This is a genomic window from Pandoraea capi, assembly GCF_902459735.1.
GTDB lineage: Bacteria > Pseudomonadota > Gammaproteobacteria > Burkholderiales > Burkholderiaceae > Pandoraea > Pandoraea capi.
The window spans coordinates 84,060-103,694 of the sequence record NZ_CABPRV010000006.1 but is presented as its reverse complement, the minus strand read 5'-3'; the positions used below and the strand labels follow the sequence as shown (position 1 = coordinate 103,694).

16 protein-coding genes and 1 tRNA gene are annotated in these 19,635 nt (G+C 60.9%); 5 read left to right on the top strand and 12 right to left on the bottom strand.

Going from position 1 to position 19,635, the window contains the following annotated elements; all coding sequences use genetic code 11:
* The first annotated feature begins 3 nt into the window (after window positions 1–3).
* Window positions 4–1,452 carry an efflux transporter outer membrane subunit gene (locus PCA20602_RS14270; protein ID WP_246182162.1) on the top strand — a complete coding sequence of 483 codons (1,449 nt, stop codon included), beginning with the start codon at window positions 4–6 and terminating at the stop codon, window positions 1,450–1,452.
* Window positions 1,453–1,574: 122 nt separating this feature from the next.
* Here the strand turns inward: PCA20602_RS14270 and PCA20602_RS14265 are convergent, their stop codons facing one another.
* The 12 genes from PCA20602_RS14265 to fdnG all read right to left on the bottom strand — a co-directional run bounded on the left by PCA20602_RS14265 (window position 1,575) and on the right by fdnG (window position 15,572).
* Window positions 1,575–1,811, bottom strand: a complete 237-nt coding sequence (locus PCA20602_RS14265) for a hypothetical protein (RefSeq protein WP_150721791.1) — start codon at window positions 1,809–1,811, stop codon at window positions 1,575–1,577.
* Window positions 1,812–2,344: 533 nt separating this feature from the next.
* Complete coding sequence (locus PCA20602_RS14260; RefSeq protein ID WP_150721790.1) at window positions 2,345–3,181, bottom strand: DUF4435 domain-containing protein; 837 nt, start codon at window positions 3,179–3,181, stop codon at window positions 2,345–2,347.
* Window positions 3,174–4,427, bottom strand: a complete 1,254-nt coding sequence (locus PCA20602_RS14255) for an AAA family ATPase (RefSeq protein ID WP_150721789.1) — start codon at window positions 4,425–4,427, stop codon at window positions 3,174–3,176. Before PCA20602_RS14255 ends, PCA20602_RS14260 begins: the two co-directional genes overlap by 8 nt.
* A 335-nt stretch (window positions 4,428–4,762) precedes the next feature.
* Window positions 4,763–5,326 carry a Swt1 family HEPN domain-containing protein gene (locus PCA20602_RS14250; protein ID WP_150721788.1) on the bottom strand — a complete coding sequence of 188 codons (564 nt, stop codon included), beginning with the start codon at window positions 5,324–5,326 and terminating at the stop codon, window positions 4,763–4,765.
* On the bottom strand, window positions 5,323–5,964 hold the full coding sequence (locus PCA20602_RS14245) for a DUF5343 domain-containing protein (protein WP_150721787.1): 642 nt from the start codon (window positions 5,962–5,964) through the stop codon (window positions 5,323–5,325). Before PCA20602_RS14245 ends, PCA20602_RS14250 begins: the two co-directional genes overlap by 4 nt.
* Before the next feature lie 268 nt (window positions 5,965–6,232).
* A tRNA-Sec gene (locus PCA20602_RS14240) sits at window positions 6,233–6,328 on the bottom strand.
* A 97-nt stretch (window positions 6,329–6,425) separates the two neighbouring features.
* On the bottom strand, window positions 6,426–8,372 hold the full coding sequence (gene selB / locus PCA20602_RS14235) for a selenocysteine-specific translation elongation factor (protein WP_150721786.1): 1,947 nt from the start codon (window positions 8,370–8,372) through the stop codon (window positions 6,426–6,428).
* A complete protein-coding gene (gene selA, locus PCA20602_RS14230) occupies window positions 8,369–9,799 on the bottom strand; it encodes an L-seryl-tRNA(Sec) selenium transferase (protein ID WP_150721785.1) in 1,431 nt (476 codons plus the stop codon). Before selA ends, selB begins: the two co-directional genes overlap by 4 nt.
* A 28-nt stretch (window positions 9,800–9,827) precedes the next feature.
* Window positions 9,828–10,850, bottom strand: coding sequence for a formate dehydrogenase accessory protein FdhE (gene fdhE / locus PCA20602_RS14225; RefSeq protein ID WP_281354661.1), 1,023 nt, complete (start codon window positions 10,848–10,850; stop codon window positions 9,828–9,830).
* A 55-nt stretch (window positions 10,851–10,905) separates the two neighbouring features.
* A complete protein-coding gene (locus tag PCA20602_RS14220; protein WP_150721783.1) occupies window positions 10,906–11,547 on the bottom strand; it encodes a formate dehydrogenase subunit gamma in 642 nt (213 codons plus the stop codon).
* A gap of 2 nt (window positions 11,548–11,549) precedes the next feature.
* The gene (gene fdxH / locus PCA20602_RS14215; RefSeq protein WP_069344079.1) at window positions 11,550–12,494 is read right to left on the bottom strand and encodes a formate dehydrogenase subunit beta; all 945 of its coding nucleotides are present in this window, start codon (window positions 12,492–12,494) and stop codon (window positions 11,550–11,552) included.
* Between the two features lie 9 nt (window positions 12,495–12,503).
* The gene (gene fdnG, locus PCA20602_RS14210; protein WP_150721782.1) at window positions 12,504–15,572 is read right to left on the bottom strand and encodes a formate dehydrogenase-N subunit alpha; all 3,069 of its coding nucleotides are present in this window, start codon (window positions 15,570–15,572) and stop codon (window positions 12,504–12,506) included.
* A gap of 217 nt (window positions 15,573–15,789) precedes the next feature.
* On the opposite strand from fdnG, the gene PCA20602_RS14205 reads away from it, so the two are divergent.
* The 4 genes from PCA20602_RS14205 to PCA20602_RS14190 are packed head-to-tail and all read left to right on the top strand — an operon-like array spanning window position 15,790 to window position 19,517.
* Window positions 15,790–16,491, top strand: coding sequence for a paraquat-inducible protein A (locus PCA20602_RS14205; RefSeq protein ID WP_343032097.1), 702 nt, complete (start codon window positions 15,790–15,792; stop codon window positions 16,489–16,491).
* Window positions 16,488–17,132 carry a paraquat-inducible protein A gene (locus PCA20602_RS14200; protein ID WP_150721781.1) on the top strand — a complete coding sequence of 215 codons (645 nt, stop codon included), beginning with the start codon at window positions 16,488–16,490 and terminating at the stop codon, window positions 17,130–17,132. Before PCA20602_RS14205 ends, PCA20602_RS14200 begins: the two co-directional genes overlap by 4 nt.
* A complete protein-coding gene (locus PCA20602_RS14195) occupies window positions 17,125–18,807 on the top strand; it encodes a PqiB family protein (protein WP_150721780.1) in 1,683 nt (560 codons plus the stop codon). Before PCA20602_RS14200 ends, PCA20602_RS14195 begins: the two co-directional genes overlap by 8 nt.
* Window positions 18,804–19,517 (top strand): PqiC family protein, encoded by a 714-nt coding sequence (locus tag PCA20602_RS14190; protein ID WP_150721779.1) that lies wholly within the window; start codon window positions 18,804–18,806, stop codon window positions 19,515–19,517. Before PCA20602_RS14195 ends, PCA20602_RS14190 begins: the two co-directional genes overlap by 4 nt.
* Window positions 19,518–19,635 lie beyond the last annotated feature (118 nt).

The window sequence follows — 19,635 nt, the reverse complement described above, 5'->3', positions numbered from 1 at the left end:
GCCATGCGCTGCAAGCCCACCTCCCTCCCCGTACTGCGCAAGGCGATGGCCTCGCTGCCGCTGCGTTCCCTGACGCTCGTTTGTGCTGCGGTCGTCGTCAGCGGGTGCGCACTGCACGAGCCGCCCGCGTCCCGCGACGTCGCCACGCCGAGCGCGTTCCAAAGCGGCGCAGGCGCGTCTACGCCCTTGCCCGATCACGCCGTCGATCAGGCGTGGTGGCAGGCTTTCGGCAGCGCATCGCTTGATCGGGTGATCGCCATGACGGCGCGCGACAGTCTGGATGTCGCGGCGGCTTACGCCCGGGTGCGGCAAGCGCAGGCGCTCGCGCGCATTGCGGGCGCATCGCTGCTGCCGTCGCTCGACGGCAACGCCTCGGCATCACGGCAGGGCCGCATCGGCGGGAATGCCGACGTGTCGGGCACTGCGCTGACGTTAGGCGTATCGGCCACTTACGAGCTGGATTTCTGGGGAGCGAATCGCGCCGCACGCGACAGTGCGCTGGCGCAATTACGCGCGAGCGCGTTTGACCGCGATACGGTGCGGCTCACGGCGACGGCGGGCGCGGCCAATCTCTGGCTGGCGCTGGCCGCAGCCCGCGAGCGTGCGTCCATCGCCACACAGCAGCGCGATATTGCGGCGGAGGTCCTGCGTCTGGTTCGTGCTCAGGCACGCGCGGGTCAGGCAAGTCCGCTGGATCTGGCGCAACAGGAGGGACTGTACGATGCGCAACTGCGCAACCTCGCGGCGCGCCGTCAGGACGCGACGGACAGTGAAAATACCCTGGCGGTGCTGACGGGACACCATCTGGGCGACGTGCCGCTGGACACGCCGATGCTCGACGCGCTCACCGCACCGGCGGCCGTCGCGTCGTTGCCCAGCGACCTGCTCACGCGTCGCCCCGACATCGCGCGCGCCGAAGCGGTGCTCGCCGCCAGCGATGCCGACGTGCTCGAAGCCCGCGCACGCATGCTGCCATCGATCTCGCTCACGGGCGGCGTGGGGTTTTCGGGTGGGCGTCTGAATACGGTGCTGGAGAATCCGATCTACAGTGTCGCGGCGAGCCTGAGCGCCCCCATCTTTCATGGCGGTGCGCTCGCGGGCGCGCGCGATCTGCGCGTCGCGCAACGCGAAGCGGCACTTGCGGATTACCGGAAGACGATCGTTGCCGCGTTCGGCGACGTGGAAGCCTCGCTCAACGCCATTGACGGCATCGAGCGTCAGCAGGACGCACAGCAACGCGAACTGACGCAAGCGCGCACGGCATTCACCCTCGCCCAATCGCGTTACCGCGCCGGAGCGGATACCTTGCTGACGCTGCTCGACACGCAGCGCACGCTGTTCACCGCGCTGGATCTGCAAGTGCAGTTACGGCTCGCGCGGCTGCAAGCGTCGGTGGCGCTTTACAAGGCACTCGGCGGTGGATGGCAAATGCCGGGCAGCCAGAGTTCCTGAGACGCCCGGCCTGGTCCACTTCGTCCCGCCGTGTCCGCCACAGGTCACGATCGCCACCGGCTGATGACGCCACGCATGGCAAGGGACACCGTACGCGTCACTTCCGAGCGCCCGACATCGCGTCAGTGCCAACCGCGATGCCAGCCATAGCGCGGATGCCACCATCCCCAGCCATAGTGCGCGTGATAGCGCCACGAATAACCGGGACCCGGCACGACGCCGACGGGTGCGACGTAGACGACACCGGCAGGCGCGACCGTCGCGGGCTCCACCGGGGCGACCGGCGCGACCACGCAGCCGGACAGCGAAGCGCCCAACAGCAGCGACGCGGCTAATGTGTAAAAGGTTTGAGATTTCATGGTGAATCGTCCGGGCATTTGAGGGCAGATGCGTGGCATCTACCGTCGTAAACGCATGCGCAGCGACGCATGTTGACGTTGCGCCGTCGCGAATGTGTAAGCGCGTATTACCCGGTATTACGTCGCCGAGCCGCGAGCGACAATGTGTGGCCAACGGCGTGACGATTGCGGAACACCGCCACGGAAAAGACCGACTGGCGGTTCAGATGTCTCCCCCGATTTGAGTAGCGCGGCGATTTAGAGTCCAATCACGTAGTCAGGAGATTGGACATGAAAAAGACGATTCACTGAAAAACAATTCATCGGCCTCTCGCAGGAAGCCAATGATCTGCCCTTCGGTGCATCGCTTTTTCATTGCCGCTCCTCTCTGGAACGGACCCTACACCGCCACCGTACTATGCGCGGGGAGCAGGTCACCGGCGATCGTACCTTCTGATCCCCTTCCCTCCAAACGCCGCGGGAAGCGCCGTTAAGACGCTTCGACCGTAGATTCATTATTGAAGTCCGCTTCTGCTTACCACGGTTGGTTCGACCTACGACACCGCCGACCTCGCGGCAGTCTCATAGTATTCGAAGTGAGGGTGTCCCTTTTTGAAGGTTGCCTCGAACTGCTGCAAGGCACTTACATATAGCGCATTGTACGAGATCTTCCCTGCAAGCCCCGCCTGCTTTATCTGCGCGCTGACAAACTGAAGTATCGCGGATGTAAGAAAATGACCTCTTAGCCAGTCAGATCGTTGACGGACATTAGCGGCCAGTTTATTCTCCGCAGCACTCAGCATCGCAATAGAGATAGTTTGGGCGCAAAATTTCAAATGCTTCTGAACCTGCGTCACATTGAGCTCATGCGGATTGGCTTTATCCGAAAACTTTGAAATACTATCGCCGACCACAGAAACGCCGCAATCGTGCAAATCATTGGCAAAATCATACACAATCATATCATTCAAAATCGAATAGAAACGATCAAGCCATTCATTGGCAATTTTACCAATAGATTTATTTTTCCCTTTAGTCCAAAGACGTGCTATTTGAGCAACCGCCAACGAATTATATAGCGTATTTTCTATAGAATACCCATAAGTATATAAAATTCGTGGATCTTGGATGTTTCTACCACTGATCAAACCATAGTCGGCATCACGTGCAGCAAGAACATCTAGGTCGTCCTCGATGATCCGAGAAATTCTCTTATCTAACTCCTCCGAACCTCCAAGCGATTCCGCAACAACTTTAACTCCAGTACACGCCTCAAAAATAGCAGCCCAAAATAATTCGTCGTCATCCCCCTCAACATACAATATCTTATCGCACCGATAAAATGCGCTTAACGCATTGAACGCATCGCGTGAATATTCAAGTTCATGCATGAAGGATATCCTCCATAGCAATGATAAATTTCTTGAATTTTCCGGCAATTTCCGGCGAATGCGTTGCAACAATCACTTGGGCATTAGGATTTAGCTTGATGATTGCCGAAATTACTTGCCGCTGCCACGAGATATGAAGAGATAGCTCAGGTTCATCGGCTAGGAAGATATACGGCTGTTGTCTTTGCAGCAGCGCTTCGATAAACAGAATGAGAAGCTGCTTCTCGCCCGATGAGAGTTTCGGAAGGGGAATGGGACCGGACCCGGATGCTGTGAGCTCGGCGCCTTGGAAGCTGAAGGTTTTATCGGGGATGAATGTTTTTAGTATCTCAAGGAACTGAGTGACCTGAGAATAAACTGCCTTCGTCTGTTTTTCTGCTTCCAGGGACAATTCAATGACATGTCCAGTGCGAACGCGGGCATCGAGCGGCGCGAAATCAATATTATTCACGCCATCCTTAATGTCCTTGATAGTTTTCCCAACGGCAGAAATGTGTTTTTGAATTCTCCCGGTAATGTCGTTCCCACTTAACCCCAAATGTCTGTATGCCGCAATGAGATTTTGCCGCTCCACGTCCTCAGTGAAATTGATATTGTACGTGTTTCCATCCTTGCGTTCCTGGTTATACAGCAACGAAATCAACACATCTTTCTGAAGATCGGACGATATCTTCTGAGCCGAGATAGAAAGCTCAAATTGATACTGAGTAAGCCTTTGGCGCAGCTCTTGTAGCCTCGAGTCAACAGGAGATAACACAGAGGCTGATTGACGGCCAGCCTCACGCCTATCAGCATCGGGATCGAGTCGATATCGATAGACGGAGAGCGATGCAAGTCGAACCAAACCCGATAGTATCTCGCGAATTTTAGCTGACTCTTCGAGCGAGCGCCTTCTAAAACTAAGCGGATATGAACGAATTTCGTCCATATTTACAATTGGAAGATTAAACTTTTGATTCGAAATATAGTAGTCAACGACTGGAAATGGAGTAGTTTCCGATTCGTATTTTACAGCCCTAATGGTCTTGGTTTTCCCCCCATCATTTAATTTTATTTTTACTTCAGAGAATTCATTTTGATAAAGACCATCTGGATCAACACTTAAAACAGCATCCAAAATATTCATGAACGTTGTTTTGCCCGTCCCATTTTTCCCAATGATAATGTTGACATTATCATTAAAATCAGACTCAACCCTGAATTTACCCCAAAATCCGCTTATATCGATTGTAGATATTTTGAACATATTTTTTTAGTCTCTCTTGAACGCGGTGAGTTTATCATGATCAGTCCGTGCCTCGTATTCCGCACAGCCATTTGGTCGAGAAACTCTTGCTTGGGAGATCGTTTAGTCGATGGCGACCATGTACGCCCCTCTACTCGCTCATGGATGCGATTTGAACTAGGGGGCGGGGGGGGGGGGGGGGGAAAGAATGACGTTTTTTGATCATCAGACACCTCTTCATGGCGAGCATTTTCGCCTAAATTAGTGTCCGGATCGATTAGATCCACTATAGTTACTTGCGACCGTGCGGTTGTTGTCGATCGTAGCAAGCCCGACTGAGTGATTACTGCTCGGAATCAAGGCGCGATTCGACGAAACCAATCCCTCATTACCTGGCGCACTCGCGCAACCTCCTCCTCAGGTATCGACGACATATGACAGATGGCATTTCGAAGGTGTCCGGCCATCCGCGCCTCTTGGATCAGCGCCTTATCGCGAACCAATTCTTCAAAATCGCTTTTCCAACAGCTCTCTATCACTCGGAGAACCTGCGGATATGTCATTAGCGAAAACTTGTCTCGAGACCCAAGAGCCATCCAACTCTTCGCCTCCTCCGTCTCCTCCAACTTTTCGATTTCCTCCTGAACGTCTCTGGGCACTTTAGGCCACCAATCAACCTGACCATCGCCGGACAACACTTCTAAGGCGAAGTCACGCAAGTAGTTCTCGAAGACAAAAAAAAGCTTATACACTTCTGCCGCATCGATGGCTTGGCGTACTGTTTCTGGCATGGTGACGGCCAAATCATGCGAACCAGAAACACGCAACGGATCCGGAGGGACAAGCCCGGGCAACTTTTTCATTTCCCGGGATGCCGTTTGTCCGAGCATAAGGAAAAGTGCGAGGCGCTGATCGTTCACGATTCAAATGACTTTCGAAGAGCATTGAAGATGTTGAGATACGTCTCTTCAAGTGCATTTGCGGGCAGGTGAATTTGGATGTTGTAATGGAACTCAGGTCTAAGCTTGGAACCTATGCTAACTCGTTCCGCAGTGCCGCCGGTGGATTCGCTGCTTCCGTCCTTTGACTCCTTCGCAAACGGCACACTGGATGAATCAAGCGGGGCGCCAGCATTTCCGCTAAAGTCGGCGAGCTTAATTAGGGAGGAATATGTACCTTGAATCTTCGACGTAATCCCGGTATCTGAGCCCGCCACTTGAGAGATGAGCCCCTTCAGTTCCGAATTTGACAACTCGTGGGCCGCTTCGTTTGCGGCATATAGCGGCTCATAGGCTCGACGAATAGCCGCAGCAATAGCTTTCGGAGCTCGACTGGAATTTTTCAACTGATCGTAATCTGGGGTCGGTCGGCCGGCGCTATCAAGAAAACCGAGCGTCTTTAACATGGTAATGAGTTGCCGATCAGTTGCACTTTTAAGCCCAATCGTCTCAGCAAGATATCTTGTCGTAAAAGACTCAGGCTTTTTCGCAGCCAAAATTCTTTGAAAAAGCTCAGCAACGTTCTTATAGCTGGCCAGATACGGAAGTTCAGCAGCCATTCTTTTCCCCGTTAGTTATCAATCAGGAATAACGTCCAGAAGCAAAGTATAGCTCAACCATTTTGGAATCCAATGCGACAAAACAAAGAATTGCGCTAACTCGAAGCTTGAACGTAGCCCAGAGGCGCTACCTTTCAGCTTGTTCATGAATCCTTGAGTAAAAGTGCAAGCTTTTACCTAACTAGCGCAGATCTGTCGGTTCTCCCATCGTTTGGCAAACCGATGGGTGAACCGACAGCATCAACCGAAAACCGCTGAAAGTCTGAGATGGCGGAAGGCAGCCGGAGTCGAACCGACCTGGGAGCGTCTGACGCCCCCAACCGGGTTTGAAGCCCGGCCGCATCACCGGATACGGATGCCTTCCTTAAGAGGGTGCAATGAGAGTGCTGTGTGATGACAACGCCCGCGCACCGCGCGAAGCCCTGCCGTAATGCCTTGATGCCGTAATGCTGTAATTTGAACTACGCACCGCCCCACGTCACGCCGGGACGCTGCACATGCCAGTCACCAACGCGGCGAGTATATCCCGCACGATCGAAGAACTCCAGAATCTGAATCGCGCGCTTGCGCCCCAGACCCGTCGCATCCCGAAACGCGCCCGCCTCCACCCGGCCACCAGCACCGGAAACGATGTCCGCCAACGCCTGCACGCACGCGTCGTCGTAAAACAGATCCTTGACGATCTGATGCACCCGCCCCTGCCGCGCCAGCTTGCGCAGCACCGCACGCACACGATCCTCGGGCACGTTCAACTCACGCCCCATATCGCGCACCCACGGCGGATCGAAGCGCCCCTGCGCCACCTTCGGCAACAATGCCTCGGCCAGTGCATTCTCCTCGTCCGTCATCTCGACGCGATGCGTCGGCAGATGCCACCACGCGCCCGTACGCGCCACCGTGCCGTCGCTCAGCAACGAATGCACGATCACCCGCCAACGCCCGGCATCCAGCGCGGGCCACGCCATGCGGCCCAGACGCCCCGCGTCCAGCCCCGGATCATCCGGCACTCGCGCGTGATAGTCGCCCAGCGACGTCACCACGCGCGCGCGCATCGCCTCCCACGCCTGCGGCGCGAAGGCCAGTGACTCACCTTCCGCACCGGGCAGCACGACGGCATGCTGCGGCCACGTCCATTGGCCCGTCGCGGGATCGGCATTTCGTCGGCCAGCGCCCTCCGCCGACAACCCCGTGAGCGCCACCACCTGTGAGCTCGTCAGACCGAACGGCGATTGCGCCAGCAGCGCATCGAGCCCGTTGCCGTCGAGATAGTCGGCCACGGCGTCGAGCCACGCCAGCCGCGCCGCCGAGCGACGCTTGCGCTCAGGCGCCGCCGGATCGAGCACGCGCCCGCCCCCGACAGTCGCCGTCGCCTGCGGATTACGCACGATGAAGCGGTCGCCCGGCATCGTGCAAACAGGGGTATCGAAAACCAGTTGCACACGCATCGACTGCCCCGGTGCAAGCGTGTCGCCGCCCAGCAGCACCGTGCGCGCCTGCACGTGTGTCGTGCCCAGATGCACGTGCAACGGAAACCATTGCGTGAGCGGTGCGCTGCCGTCCAGCCAGTGCAGCTCGACGTCCACATGCGTCGACGGCGCCGACAGCCCCGGCGCGACGATCCAGTCACCCCGGCCGAGCTGGTCCCGTTCGATGCCCGCCAGATTCAACGCGCAGCGCTCGCCGGCCCTACCGGCATCCACCGCCCGATTCTGCGCATGAATGCTGCGCACCCGCACAGGCAATCCCTGCGGCATCACCGTAAGCGTATCGCCCACACGCACGGTGCCCGCAAACGCCGTGCCGGTGACGACCGTGCCATGCCCGGCCAGCGTGAATACCCGATCGACGGCCAGACGGAACAGCGCGTCGTCACGACGCGCGGCATTGCCGGACGCCAACAACGCTTGCGCCGCACGCGTCAGATACTCGCGCAACGCGCTCACACCGGCGTCACCGGGCGTCGTCGCCGACACCGGTATCACGTCGGCCTGCGCGAGCGGTGTGTCCGCGAGCCACTGCGAAATTTCCTGCGTCACCGCCGCGAGACGCGCGGCATCCACGCGATCCGCCTTCGACAACGCGACAACGCCATGCTTCACACCCAGCATCGTCAGGATGGCGAGATGCTCACGCGTCTGCGGCATGATGCCGTCGTCTGCCGCGATCACCAGCAGCGCGAAGTCGATGCCGACCGCACCGGCCGCCATCGTGTGAATCAGCTTCTCGTGCCCGGGCACATCAATGAAACCCAGCACCTCGCCGTCGGGCAACGGCGTGTAGGCATAGCCCAGTTCGATGGAAATACCGCGCGCCTTTTCTTCCTTGAGACGATCGGTATCGACGCCCGTCAGCGCACGCACCAGACTCGTCTTGCCGTGGTCGATGTGACCCGCGGTGCCGACGATCATGCGCGAAGCTCCGCGAACTGCAACGCCAGACGCGGCTCGTCATCCGCTTCAAGACAGCGCAGGTCGAGCCAGAGGGTCTGATCGGCAATGCGTCCGATGACAGGATACGGCAGCTCGCGCAACGCCGTTTCGAGTCTGGCGAGCGCGCGACCGCCCCCTCGCCTGACACCGCCGGCCGGTGCAATCGCCAGCCCGTAGCTTGGCAGTTGCTCGACCGGCAACGCGCCGCTGCCGATCTGGCTGACCATCGGGGCGGCCATTACGGTATATGCATCACCAAGCGACTTCGCCAGCACCGGCACCAGCCGCTCGGCCTGCGCCGCCATTTCTGCGCGCGTGCGCGTGAGCAGACGCAGCGTCGTCAACCGCTCGGTGAGATGGTCCGGATCGCGATACAGACGCAACACCGGCTCCAATGCCGCCAGCGTCAGTTTGCCCACGCGAAGCGCGCGTTTGAGCGGATGCTTCTTGATCTTCGCGATGAGATCCTTGCGCCCGACGATCATGCCCGCCTGCGGTCCGCCGAGCAGTTTATCGCCCGAGAACGTGACGAGGTCGGCGCCTGCCGCGATCGTCTCTTGCACGGTCGTCTCGTGCGGCAATCCCCAGCGCTCCATCGGCGTGAGCGTACCGCTGCCCAGATCCACCGCCACAGGCACACCGTGCGGTTTCGCGATCTCGACGACTTCCGAGACGTCGACACTCTTGGTGAAGCCCGTCACTTCGTAATTACTGCAATGCACCTTCATCAGCAGCGCCGTCTTGTCGCCGATGGCATTGCGATAGTCGGCCGGGTGCGTGCGGTTGGTCGTGCCGATCTCGACGAGCGTCGCGCCCGCATGCGTCATGATGTCCGGAATGCGAAACGCGCCGCCGATCTCGACCAGCTCGCCGCGCGAGACCACGACTTCGCGACGCTTGGCGAGCGTTGCCAGCATCAGCAGCACGGCCGCCGCATTGTTGTTGACGACGGTCGCCGCCTCGCCACCGGTCAGCTCACACAGCAATGGGGCGATGAGATCGTCGCGGTCGCCACGTCCGCCCGTCGCCAGATCGAATTCAAGGTTAGCGGGCGCGGTGAGCGCCTGGATGACCGATTCGATGGCCACTTCGGGCAACAACGCACGCCCGAGGTTCGTGTGCAGCACGGTGCCGGTGAGATTGAAGACGGGACGCAGCGTCGGCCGGTTGCGCGCGCTCAGCTCGCCGACGATGCGGGCACCGAACGCCGCCGGCGTCAGCAGGTCATGCGTGAGCGTGCCGGCCAGCGCCGACGCCCGGCACGCGTCCAGATCGCGACGCAACGCGCCCGTGACCTGTGTGCGACCGAAGTCGACCAGCGCCGCCTGAAGCTCGGGCATGCCGAGCAACCGGTCGAGCGACGGCAAATCAGCCGCGCCCGCCCGCATGTCATCCTGTTTGACCATCGGCATTCCCGTCATCCCTGTCATCCTCTCAGGCCTCTTCGGCGTTTTGCCAGAGCAACGGATTCCCGTTGGCGCGTGCATACCCGGCTTCGCCCATCAGCACATCGAGCGCGAGACTGGCGAGGTCGTCGGCGACCGGCTCCACGAACGGGTCCTTGTCCTGATAGAAAATCTTGCGATAGCTGTGACAGTCGTCGCATGACTCGGCACGGATGGGCGCCGATGCGACGCGCTTGGCCGCCTCGTCGAGCTTGGGGCGTCCGTCCTCCCCCTTGAGCAGGCCGCCGTCCGCTGCCGCGATCTCGGCGCCGGAGGCCGCCGCATCGCCCGACGTGTCGACCACGTGATACGCGACATGCTCGCTCGCTTCGCAATGCGTGCACTTCACGCGAACCATATGCCATTCGGTCGAACACAGACCGCAGCAGAGATAGCGGTAGCCCTCGTGCGCGCCGCCGATACGCACGACGCTTGCCACCGGCAGCGTGCCGCACATGGGACAGACATTAGGGACGTCGAGCATCGGTACGTCACCCGCCTCGAACGTGCTGGCCACGCCCGTCCAGAGCACTTGCAGCGCCGCCATCAGAAACGGCGCACTCGCGGCGTCGACACCCTTGCCGTGGCCGGCGAGCAGCGCCTGCGCGCCCGCTTCGAGCGCCGCCGGATCGGCCGCACGCACGCGGTCGATAACGCCCCTGACCGCCGCCGGCAGATCGGCTTGCGCGGCAACGGCGTCGAGCAGCGGGGTCAGCAACGGTTGCCAGCGGCCAATGTCGTAGCCGCCGGTCGCAGGCACGAGCGGCATGCAGTGCTGCTGCGCCTGTTCAATCGATTCGGGGGACGGACGCTCAGGCTGAAAGTTGTCGAGCACGCGCTGCTGCGCATCGACGAGTGCGGCCATCAGTCGCAGGTAGTCGCCGAGCGGATGCCCGTCGGCCAGCTGACGCAAACGCGCCGCGCGCGCCGAAAAGACTTCGGAACGTTGCGGCATGCGCAGGCGGGGAATGGAGGTGCGATCGAGAGATTCGATCTGCCCGGGTTCGAGAATGCGTTGCAAGGTGGCCGGCCTCGTAAGAGCGTCCGGCCACCAGCAAAGGCCGGACTTATTTGTTGAGCTGCTTGTACCAGGCGCGATGGTGCTTCCACGCCCAGCCGCGGGTGACGGTACCGCGCGTCATGGCGCGCACGGAACCCTTGATCCAGATCGCCGCGTAGATGTGCGTAATGATGCCGCAAATCAACACGAATGCACACACCGCGTGCACGTCGGACGCCAGACGAATCACCCAGATCGGGAAGTAGAACGCGAAGTACGCGCGCCAGATCACGATCCCCGAGAGCAACAACCCGATCATGCACAACACCATCACGTAGAAAAGCAGCTTCTGTCCGGCGTTGTAACGCCCGACTTCCGGCAGATTCTCTTCACGATTGTTGAGCACGTCGCCGATCTTCTTCATCCACTCGGTGTCGCGCTGCTCGAACTTGTTATAGCGGGCGAGCCGCATGGCGAGCCAGACGAAAGCGACGAACATTACGAGACCGACGAACGGATGCAGCACCCGCGTCCACGGCCCGCCACCGAACAGATTGGTAAGCCAGAACATCGACGGATGGAACAGCGCCAGCCCGGAGAGCGCGAGCAGGATGAACGTGCCCGCGACAATCCAGTGGTTGATGCGCTCCGCAGCGTTGTAGCGCTCGATCAGATCGTCTTTCTTGTGTTCGCTGTGTTCTTGCGACATGGTCAGACCTCCTCGTGCGTGACAACGCCCTTCGAGCCGTCGGGCCCCTTGCGAGACGCATCGTACCGGCGGGCTTCCTCTTCATCTTCCTCGGTCGTTTCGTTCGGACCGGTCTTGATGTAGTGGAAGAAGCCGGCGATCGCCGTGAGCGCCATGGCGGCGACCCCCAGCGGTTTGGCGATGCCCTTCCAGAACGTCACCATCGGACTGATGCGCGGATTGTCCGGCAGGCCGTGATACAGCGACGGCTTGTCGGCATGATGCAGCACATACATCACGTGCGTGCCGCCCACGCCCGCCGGATCGTACAGCCCTGCGTTGTCGAAGCCCCGCGACTTCAGGTCTTCGATACGCTCGGCCGCCTGATCCTTCATGGCGTCCTTGGTGCCGAACATGATCGCGCCGGTCGGGCACGTCTTCACGCAGGCCGGCTCCAGCCCCACGGACACGCGATCGGAACACAGCGTGCACTTATATGCCTTGTGATCCTTCTGCGAGATACGCGGGATGTTGAACGGGCACCCGGTAATGCAGTACCCGCAGCCGATACACGCTTCCTCGTGGAAGTCGACGATGCCGTTCGCGTACTGCACGATGGCGCCCGGCGACGGACAGGCCTTCAGGCAGCCCGGATCCTCGCAATGCATGCAGCCATCCTTGCGGATGAGCCACTCGAGGTCGCCCTTCGGATTTTCGTACTCGGTGAAACGCATGAGCGTCCACGAGTCCGCCGTCAGGTCGGCCGGGTTGTCGTACACGCCGACGTTGGTACCGACTTCGTCGCGCAGATCGTTCCACTCCATGCAGGCGGTCTGACACGCCTTGCAGCCGATGCACTTCGAAACGTCGATGAGTTTGGCGACGTCGCCCGTGTGCGCTTCACGCACCGAGGGCGACGGCAAGGTCGTTGCCGAGCGCCGTTTGATATCCAGTGATTGCAATGCCATGGCGCCCCCTTATGCCTTCTCGACCTTCACCAGGAACGACTTGAACTCAGGTGTCTGCGAATTACCGTCGCCTACGATCGGCGTCAGCGTGTTCGCGAGGAACCCGGGTTTGGTCAATCCCTTGAAGCCCCAGTGAATCGGAATGCCCACGTGGTGAATCGTCTTGCCGTCCACCTTGAGCGCCCGCAGACGCTTGGTGACGACCGCCTTGGCCTTGATATAGCCGCGGTTGGACGACACCTTGACCGTGTCACCCGCCACGATCCCGATCTCCTTGGCCAGCGCCTCGCCAATTTCGACGAACTGCTCCGGCTGGATGATCGAGTTCAGCAGCGCATGCTTGGTCCAGTAGTGGAAATGCTCGGTCAGACGATAGGTCGTCGCCACATACGGGAACTTGTCCGCCTTGCCCATCGTGGCCAGATCGTCCGGGAACACGCGGGCGCCCGGGTTGCTCGTGGCCTTCGGTTGCTTCGGATGCAGCGGGTTGTAGCCCAGCGGCGTCTCGAACGGCTCGTAGTGCTCGGGGAACGGCCCTTCGGCCATACCCGCCTTGGCGAAGAAGCGCGCCACGCCTTCCGGGTTCATGATGAACGGACTCATGCCACCGGCCGGGTCTTCGTCCACCTTGAAGTCCGGCACGTCGGCACCGGTCCAGGCCTTGCCGTTCCACCACACCAGCTTGTGCTTCGGATTGAACGGCTTGCCCGCGAGGTCGGCAGACGCACGGTTGTACAGAATGCGACGGTTCGCCGGCCACGCCCACGCCCAGTTCAACGTCTGACCGATACCGGTCGGATCGCTGTTGTCGCGACGTGCCATCTGGTTACCCGCCTGCGTCCACGAACCCGCGAAGATCCAGCAGCCCGACGACGTACTGCCGTCGTCCTTCAGCTCCGCAAAGCCAGCCAGTTGCTCACCGGCCTTGCGCGTGACCTTGGTCGGATCCTTCGGATCGACGATGTCCTTGAGCGCGCGGCCGTTGTACTCCTTGGCAAGCTCCTCGGGCGACGGGCTCTCCGGCTGGGCGTATGGCCATGCCAGATTCACGATCGGATCGGGATACTTGCCGCCCTGCGTCTTGTACATCTCGCGAATGCGCAGGAACAGGCCCGACATGATCTCGATGTCGGTGCGCGCCTCGCCCGGCGGCTCGGCACCCTTCCAGTGCCATTGCAGCCAGCGGCCGGAGTTGACCAGCGCGCCGTCTTCCTCGGCGAAACAGGTCGTCGGCAGGCGGAACACTTCCGTCTGGATCTTGCTGGAGTCGACGTTGTTGTGCTCGCCGAAGTTCTTCCAGAACTCCGACGTCTCGGTCGCCAGCGGGTCCATGATCACGAGGAACTTGAGCTTGGCAAGCGCCTGATCCCACTTGAACTTGGCCGGGGCCGCCGCGAGCGGGTTGAAGCCCTGCGCGATGTAACCGGTCATCTTGCCCTGGTTCATCAGCTCAAGCACTTGCAGCAGGTCGTACGGCTTGTCGAGCTTGGGCAGATAGTCGTAGCCCCAGTTGTTCTCGGCGGTCGCCGCATCGCCCCACCACGCCTTCATCAGGCTGACGTAGAACTTCGGATAGTTCTGCCAGTAGCTCAACTGATTCGGACGCAACGGCTTTTGCGTGCGCGCCGTCAGATACTGCTCGACGGTCTGCTCGGCCTGCTTGGGCAAGGACATGTAGCCCGGCAGCAGATCGGTCATCAGGCCCAGATCGGTCAGGCCCTGAATGTTCGAGTGACCGCGCAGCGCGTTCATGCCGCCGCCCGCCACACCGATGTTGCCCAGCAGAAGCTGCACCATGGCGCCGGTACGGATCATCTGCGAGCCGATCGAGTGCTGCGTCCAGCCCAGCGCGTACATGATGGTCATGGTGCGCGTGGGGGTGGAACACTCGGCGATCTGCTTGTAGATGTACTCGACCTTGTCGGCCGGTGTACCGCACACCCGTTCGACCATGTCGACGGTGTAGCGCGAGTAATGCTGCTTCATCAACTGGAACACCGTACGCGGATGTTGCAGCGTCGGGTCGGTGATGACGTAACCGTCCGCGCCCTTCTGGTAGTCCCAGGAGCTCCTGTCGTACGTACGCTTCTCGGCGTTATAACCCGAGTAGATGCCGTCTTCGAACGCGAACTCGTCTTTCACCAGGAAGGTGAAGTCGGTGTAGTTCTTGACGTATTCGTGCTGGATCTTGTCGTTCGTGAGCAGGTAGTTGATCAACCCGCCGAGGAAGACGATATCCGTGCCGGTACGGATCGGGGCGTAATAATCCGCGACCGATGCCGAACGGTTGAAGCGCGGGTCGACGACGATCAGGCGCGCCTTGTTGTGCGCCTTCGCCTCGGTCACCCATTTGAAACCGCACGGGTGTGCCTCGGCCGCGTTGCCGCCCATGATGAGTACCAGATCCGCGTTCTTGATGTCGACCCAATGGTTCGTCATCGCTCCACGGCCAAACGTCGGGGCAAGACCTGCCACCGTCGGGCCGTGTCAGACACGTGCCTGGTTATCGAATCCCAGCATCCCGGTACTGCGGATGACTTTGTGCGTGATGTACCCGACTTCGTTGCTCGATGCCGACGCGGCCAGCATGCCGGTCGTCACCCAACGGTTGACCGTCATGCCGTCGTCCGTCTTTTCGACGAAGTTGGCATCGCGGTCGGCCTTCATCAGCTTGGCGATGCGATCGAGCGCGTCGTCCCACGAAATCCGTTCCCACTTGTCGGAACCCGGCTTGCGGTATTCCGGATAGGTGAGGCGGTTCGGGCTGTGGATGAAGTCGATGAGGCTGGCGCCCTTCGGGCACAACGTGCCGCGATTGACCGGGTGATCGGGGTCGCCTTCGATGTGGAAAACGCTCTTCTTCGCGTTTTTCGCACCGTCGCCGTAGCTGTACATGAGCAGCCCGCAGGCCACGGAACAGTACGGACAGGTATTACGGGTCTCGGTCGCTCGCGCCAGCTTGAACTGACGGACTTCCGCCAGCGCCGCGTCGGGCGCGAACCCGAGCATTGCCAGGCTGGACCCGGCCAGCGTTGCGCCACTCACTTTGAGGAACTGGCGCCTGGACATATTAAGCATGGGGGAATTCTCCTCAAATTTTGAGAAACTTTGCGGGAGTGTGTTGAGTATAGAGCAAAGAAGTAATGATTTCCGTGACTTAGCACAAACCATGCCGTATGTTGCGTTGAGCTTTAGTTGCGGGGGATTACATGGGAACTTCCTTGACATTTTGGTATTCTGAGCGTCACTTTGGTCACGGTCCCCGGTAATGGATACATTGCCCCCAGAAGATGACGTGACGAGCCTGATCGCCTGTCCGAACTGCGACACCCTGCACCGTCGCACGGACCTGCCGCCGCACGAGACTGCTCGCTGCGTTCGTTGTCACTCAGTGCTTTACCGCTCTCCCGACCTGCGCCTGTCGCGTGTGCTCGCGCTCACCCTGACGTGTCTGATCGTGTTCGCCATCGCGAACGCGTTTCCTATCGTCGAGATCGAGGTACAGGGCATCTACACCGAGACGACGCTCGTGGGCGCCGCCTGGGCACTGTATCGGGAAGGCATGTGGCTCGTCGCGCTGCTCGTGTTCGCCACGACCGTGCTGTTCCCCCTGTCGCAACTGCTCGCGCTGATTCATCTGATTACGCCGCTCTCGCTGGGTCGACGCCCGTATGGCGTGTTCCACGTGATGCGCGCCATCGAGTTCTGCCGCCCGTGGGGCATGATCGAGGTCTTCATGCTCGGCGTACTGGTTTCGCTGGTCAAACTCTCGGCCATGGCCAGCGTGCTGCCCGGCATTGCCCTCTGGGCGTTCGGCGCGCTGACCATGCTGCTCGCGCTGATGCTCTCCTACGACCTGCGCAATCTCTGGATCGTGATCGACCGCACGCCCGACCCGGCCGTGGAAGCGTTGAAGGCGGCGAAGGCTGCCGATCCATCCACGACGAATGCCGCAAATGCCACGAAAGCGATGCCGTCGCGCCCGGTGACACGATGAAATATCTCTCCGCCAAAGCGGCAGGACTCGTTGCGTGCCATGTTTGCGGGCGCCTTTCGCGCGAGGTCAAGACACTGGAGAAGGCGCGTTGCCCGCGCTGCAACGCGGTGCTGCACCAGCGCAAGGTCGACAGCCTCACCCGCACCTGGGCCTTGCTGATTGCGGCGGCGATCCTGTACATTCCCGCCAACGTGCTGCCCATGATGCAGACCCGTTCGCTGCTCGGAAACTCCAGCGACACCATCATGAGCGGCGTGATCTATTTCTGGACCAGTGGCGAGTACGATCTGGCCATCGTGGTCTTCACCGCGAGCATTCTCGTCCCGATGCTCAAGCTCTTTGCGCTGTCGCTGCTGTGCTTTACCGCGCAGCGCGGCGTGCGCTGGAAACCGCGCCAACGCACAAAGCTGTATCACATGGTCGAGTTCATTGGCCGCTGGTCGATGCTCGATGTCTTCGTCGTGGCGCTGATGGTGGCGCTCGTGAACATTCAGTCGCTGGCCGTGATTCAGGCCGGCCCCGGCATCGTAGCCTTCGGCTCCGTGGTCGTGCTCACCATGCTGGCCTCCATGCAGTTCGACCCTCGCCTGATCTGGGATCAGATCCGCGACGACGACACCGAACAGGACGATCATGACTGATCCGAAAGACCCGAAAGACACCCAAGATCCGCAACCGTCGAAAGGCGCGCCGCCCGGCGGCACCGGCACCCTGCCCACACCGGCCATCGAGCCGCGCAAGCGCTGGGCGCCGTCGCTCGTCTGGCTGATCCCGCTGGTCGCCGCGGTGATCGGACTCTCGCTCGTGGCAAAGGTGCTCATCGAGCGCGGCCCCAGCGTGACCATCGACTTCAAGACGGCGGAAGGCCTCGAAGCGGGCAAGACCAAGGTCAAGTACAAGGAAGTCGACATCGGCACGGTCAAGAGCATCGAGCTGTCCGACGACCTCTCGCACGTGCGCGTGACGGTCGACCTCACCAAGAACGCCAAGAACTTCGCAGTCAAGGATTCGCGCTGGTGGGTCGTGCGCCCGCGCGTGGCCGGCGGCAGCGTCTCGGGTTTGTCGACGCTGCTCTCCGGCGCCTACATCGGCGCGGACGCCGGCAAGTCGAAGGAAAGCGTCAGTCATTTCACCGGACTGGAAGTGCCGCCCGTCGTCTCCAGCGGGCAGCCGGGCAAGCCGTTCGTGCTGCATGCCGCCGACATCGGCTCGCTCGACATCGGCTCCCCCATTTACTACCGGCGTATTCAGGTCGGTCAGGTCGAGGCGTATTCGCTCGATCCCGACGGCAAGGGTGTCACGCTGCGTGTCTTCGTTCAGGCGCCTTACGACCAGTATGTCGGCACCAACACGCGCTTCTGGCATGCCAGCGGCATCGATCTGCGACTCGATTCGAGCGGCTTCCAGGTCAATACGCAATCGCTGGCGTCGGTGGTCATCGGCGGCATCGCCTTCCAGGCGCCGAGCGACTCGGGCGCGGGCGTAATCGCCAAGCCGGGACAGGAATTCCGTCTGGCGCCGGACGAAGCGACCGCCATGAAGGCGCCCGACACGCATCCGGTACGCGTGGTGTTCCGCTTCCAGCAGTCGCTGCGCGGGCTGGTTGTCGGCGCGCCCGTGGACTTCCGGGGTATCACGCTGGGTGAAGTCACGTCGATCGGCGTGGAATTCGATCAGGCCACCAAGCAGATCAATATGCCGGTGACGGTGGACATCTACCCGGATCGCCTGCGCCGTCGCGATCCGAAAAACAGTGTGCCGCCCACGGAGCTGAACAGTCACAAGATTCTCGACGCCCTCGTGCAGCGCGGCCTGCGCGGCCAGTTGCGCACCGGCAACCTGCTGACCGGTCAGTTGTACGTGGCGCTCGACTTCTTCCCGAGCGCGAAGCCTGCCAAGGCCGAGATGATCGACAACACGCTGCAAATGCCGACCGTGCCGAATACGCTCGACCAGTTGCAGCTTCAGATCGCCGACATTGCCAGCAAGCTCGACAAGATTCCGTTCGACAGCATCGGACAGAATCTCGATTCCTCGCTGCGCAAGCTCGACAAGACGCTGGAGAGTGCGCAAGGCCTGTTCCGTCAGTTGGACAGCGAAATCGCGCCCGAGGCGAAGGCCACGCTGGGCGAAGCGAAGAAGAGCTTCGGCGCCGCCGAGCGAACCCTGTCCGAAGATGCCCCGGTGCAGCAGGACGTGCGTCAGGCCATGCAGGAACTGACAAAGACACTGCGCTCGCTTAACACCCTAGCCGATTACTTGCAGCAACACCCTGAAGCACTGCTGCGCGGCAAACCGAAGGATCCGCAACCATGACGAGGCCGCCCGAGATGACCCGTAGCCAGCCCCCGCGTTCGACGTCAGCGGCGCGCGCCACCCCGCTGGCGGCACTCGCCGCCGCAGCCACCCTCGCGCTGGTGTTGGCCGGCTGCGCGTCGCCGCAGTCCACGTTCTACACGCTCACCGACGCGACCGGCACGACCGGCACGACCGGGGCCGCGAACGCCGGCGCGACGACCGGCGCAATCGCACCGGCCGCACCGGCCGCGCCATATGCCTTGGAGGTCTCGCCGGTCGCGGTGCCCGAGCAGGTCGACCGGCCGCAGATCGTTGTCACACGCGGTGGCGGACGCGTCGATATCCTCGAAGAATCCCGCTGGTCCGCCCCGCTCAAGACGGAGCTGACGTCCACGATCTCTCGCGACCTCACCCAGCGCCTGGGGGCAATGGACGTCTACGGACTCCCGCGTGCCGACGGATTGACGGTGTACCGGGTGTCGACGTCGGTACAGCGCTTCGAATCCGTGCCCGGTGAGCAAGCCGCCCTCACCGCCGTATGGAGTGTTCGCAAGGTGCCGGGCGACATGGTGCTGACGTGCCGCTTTGCGGGCACCGAACTCGCCTCAGGAGGCATCGCCGGGGTCGTGAGCGCACAGCGCAAGCTCGTCGACCGGCTGGCGGACGGCATCGGCAACGCCATCGCCACCAGCGCACAAGGCACGGCAACACCCCGCTGCCCGAATTGACCGGGTAGCAAATCCGGCGCCCGGATCACAGCAAAGCAAATCGGAAAGGTCGGGAAATCCCCATGCGTGCCGAGCGTATTACGGATTGCGCAATCGATTACGTGATGTTTAAGATGTT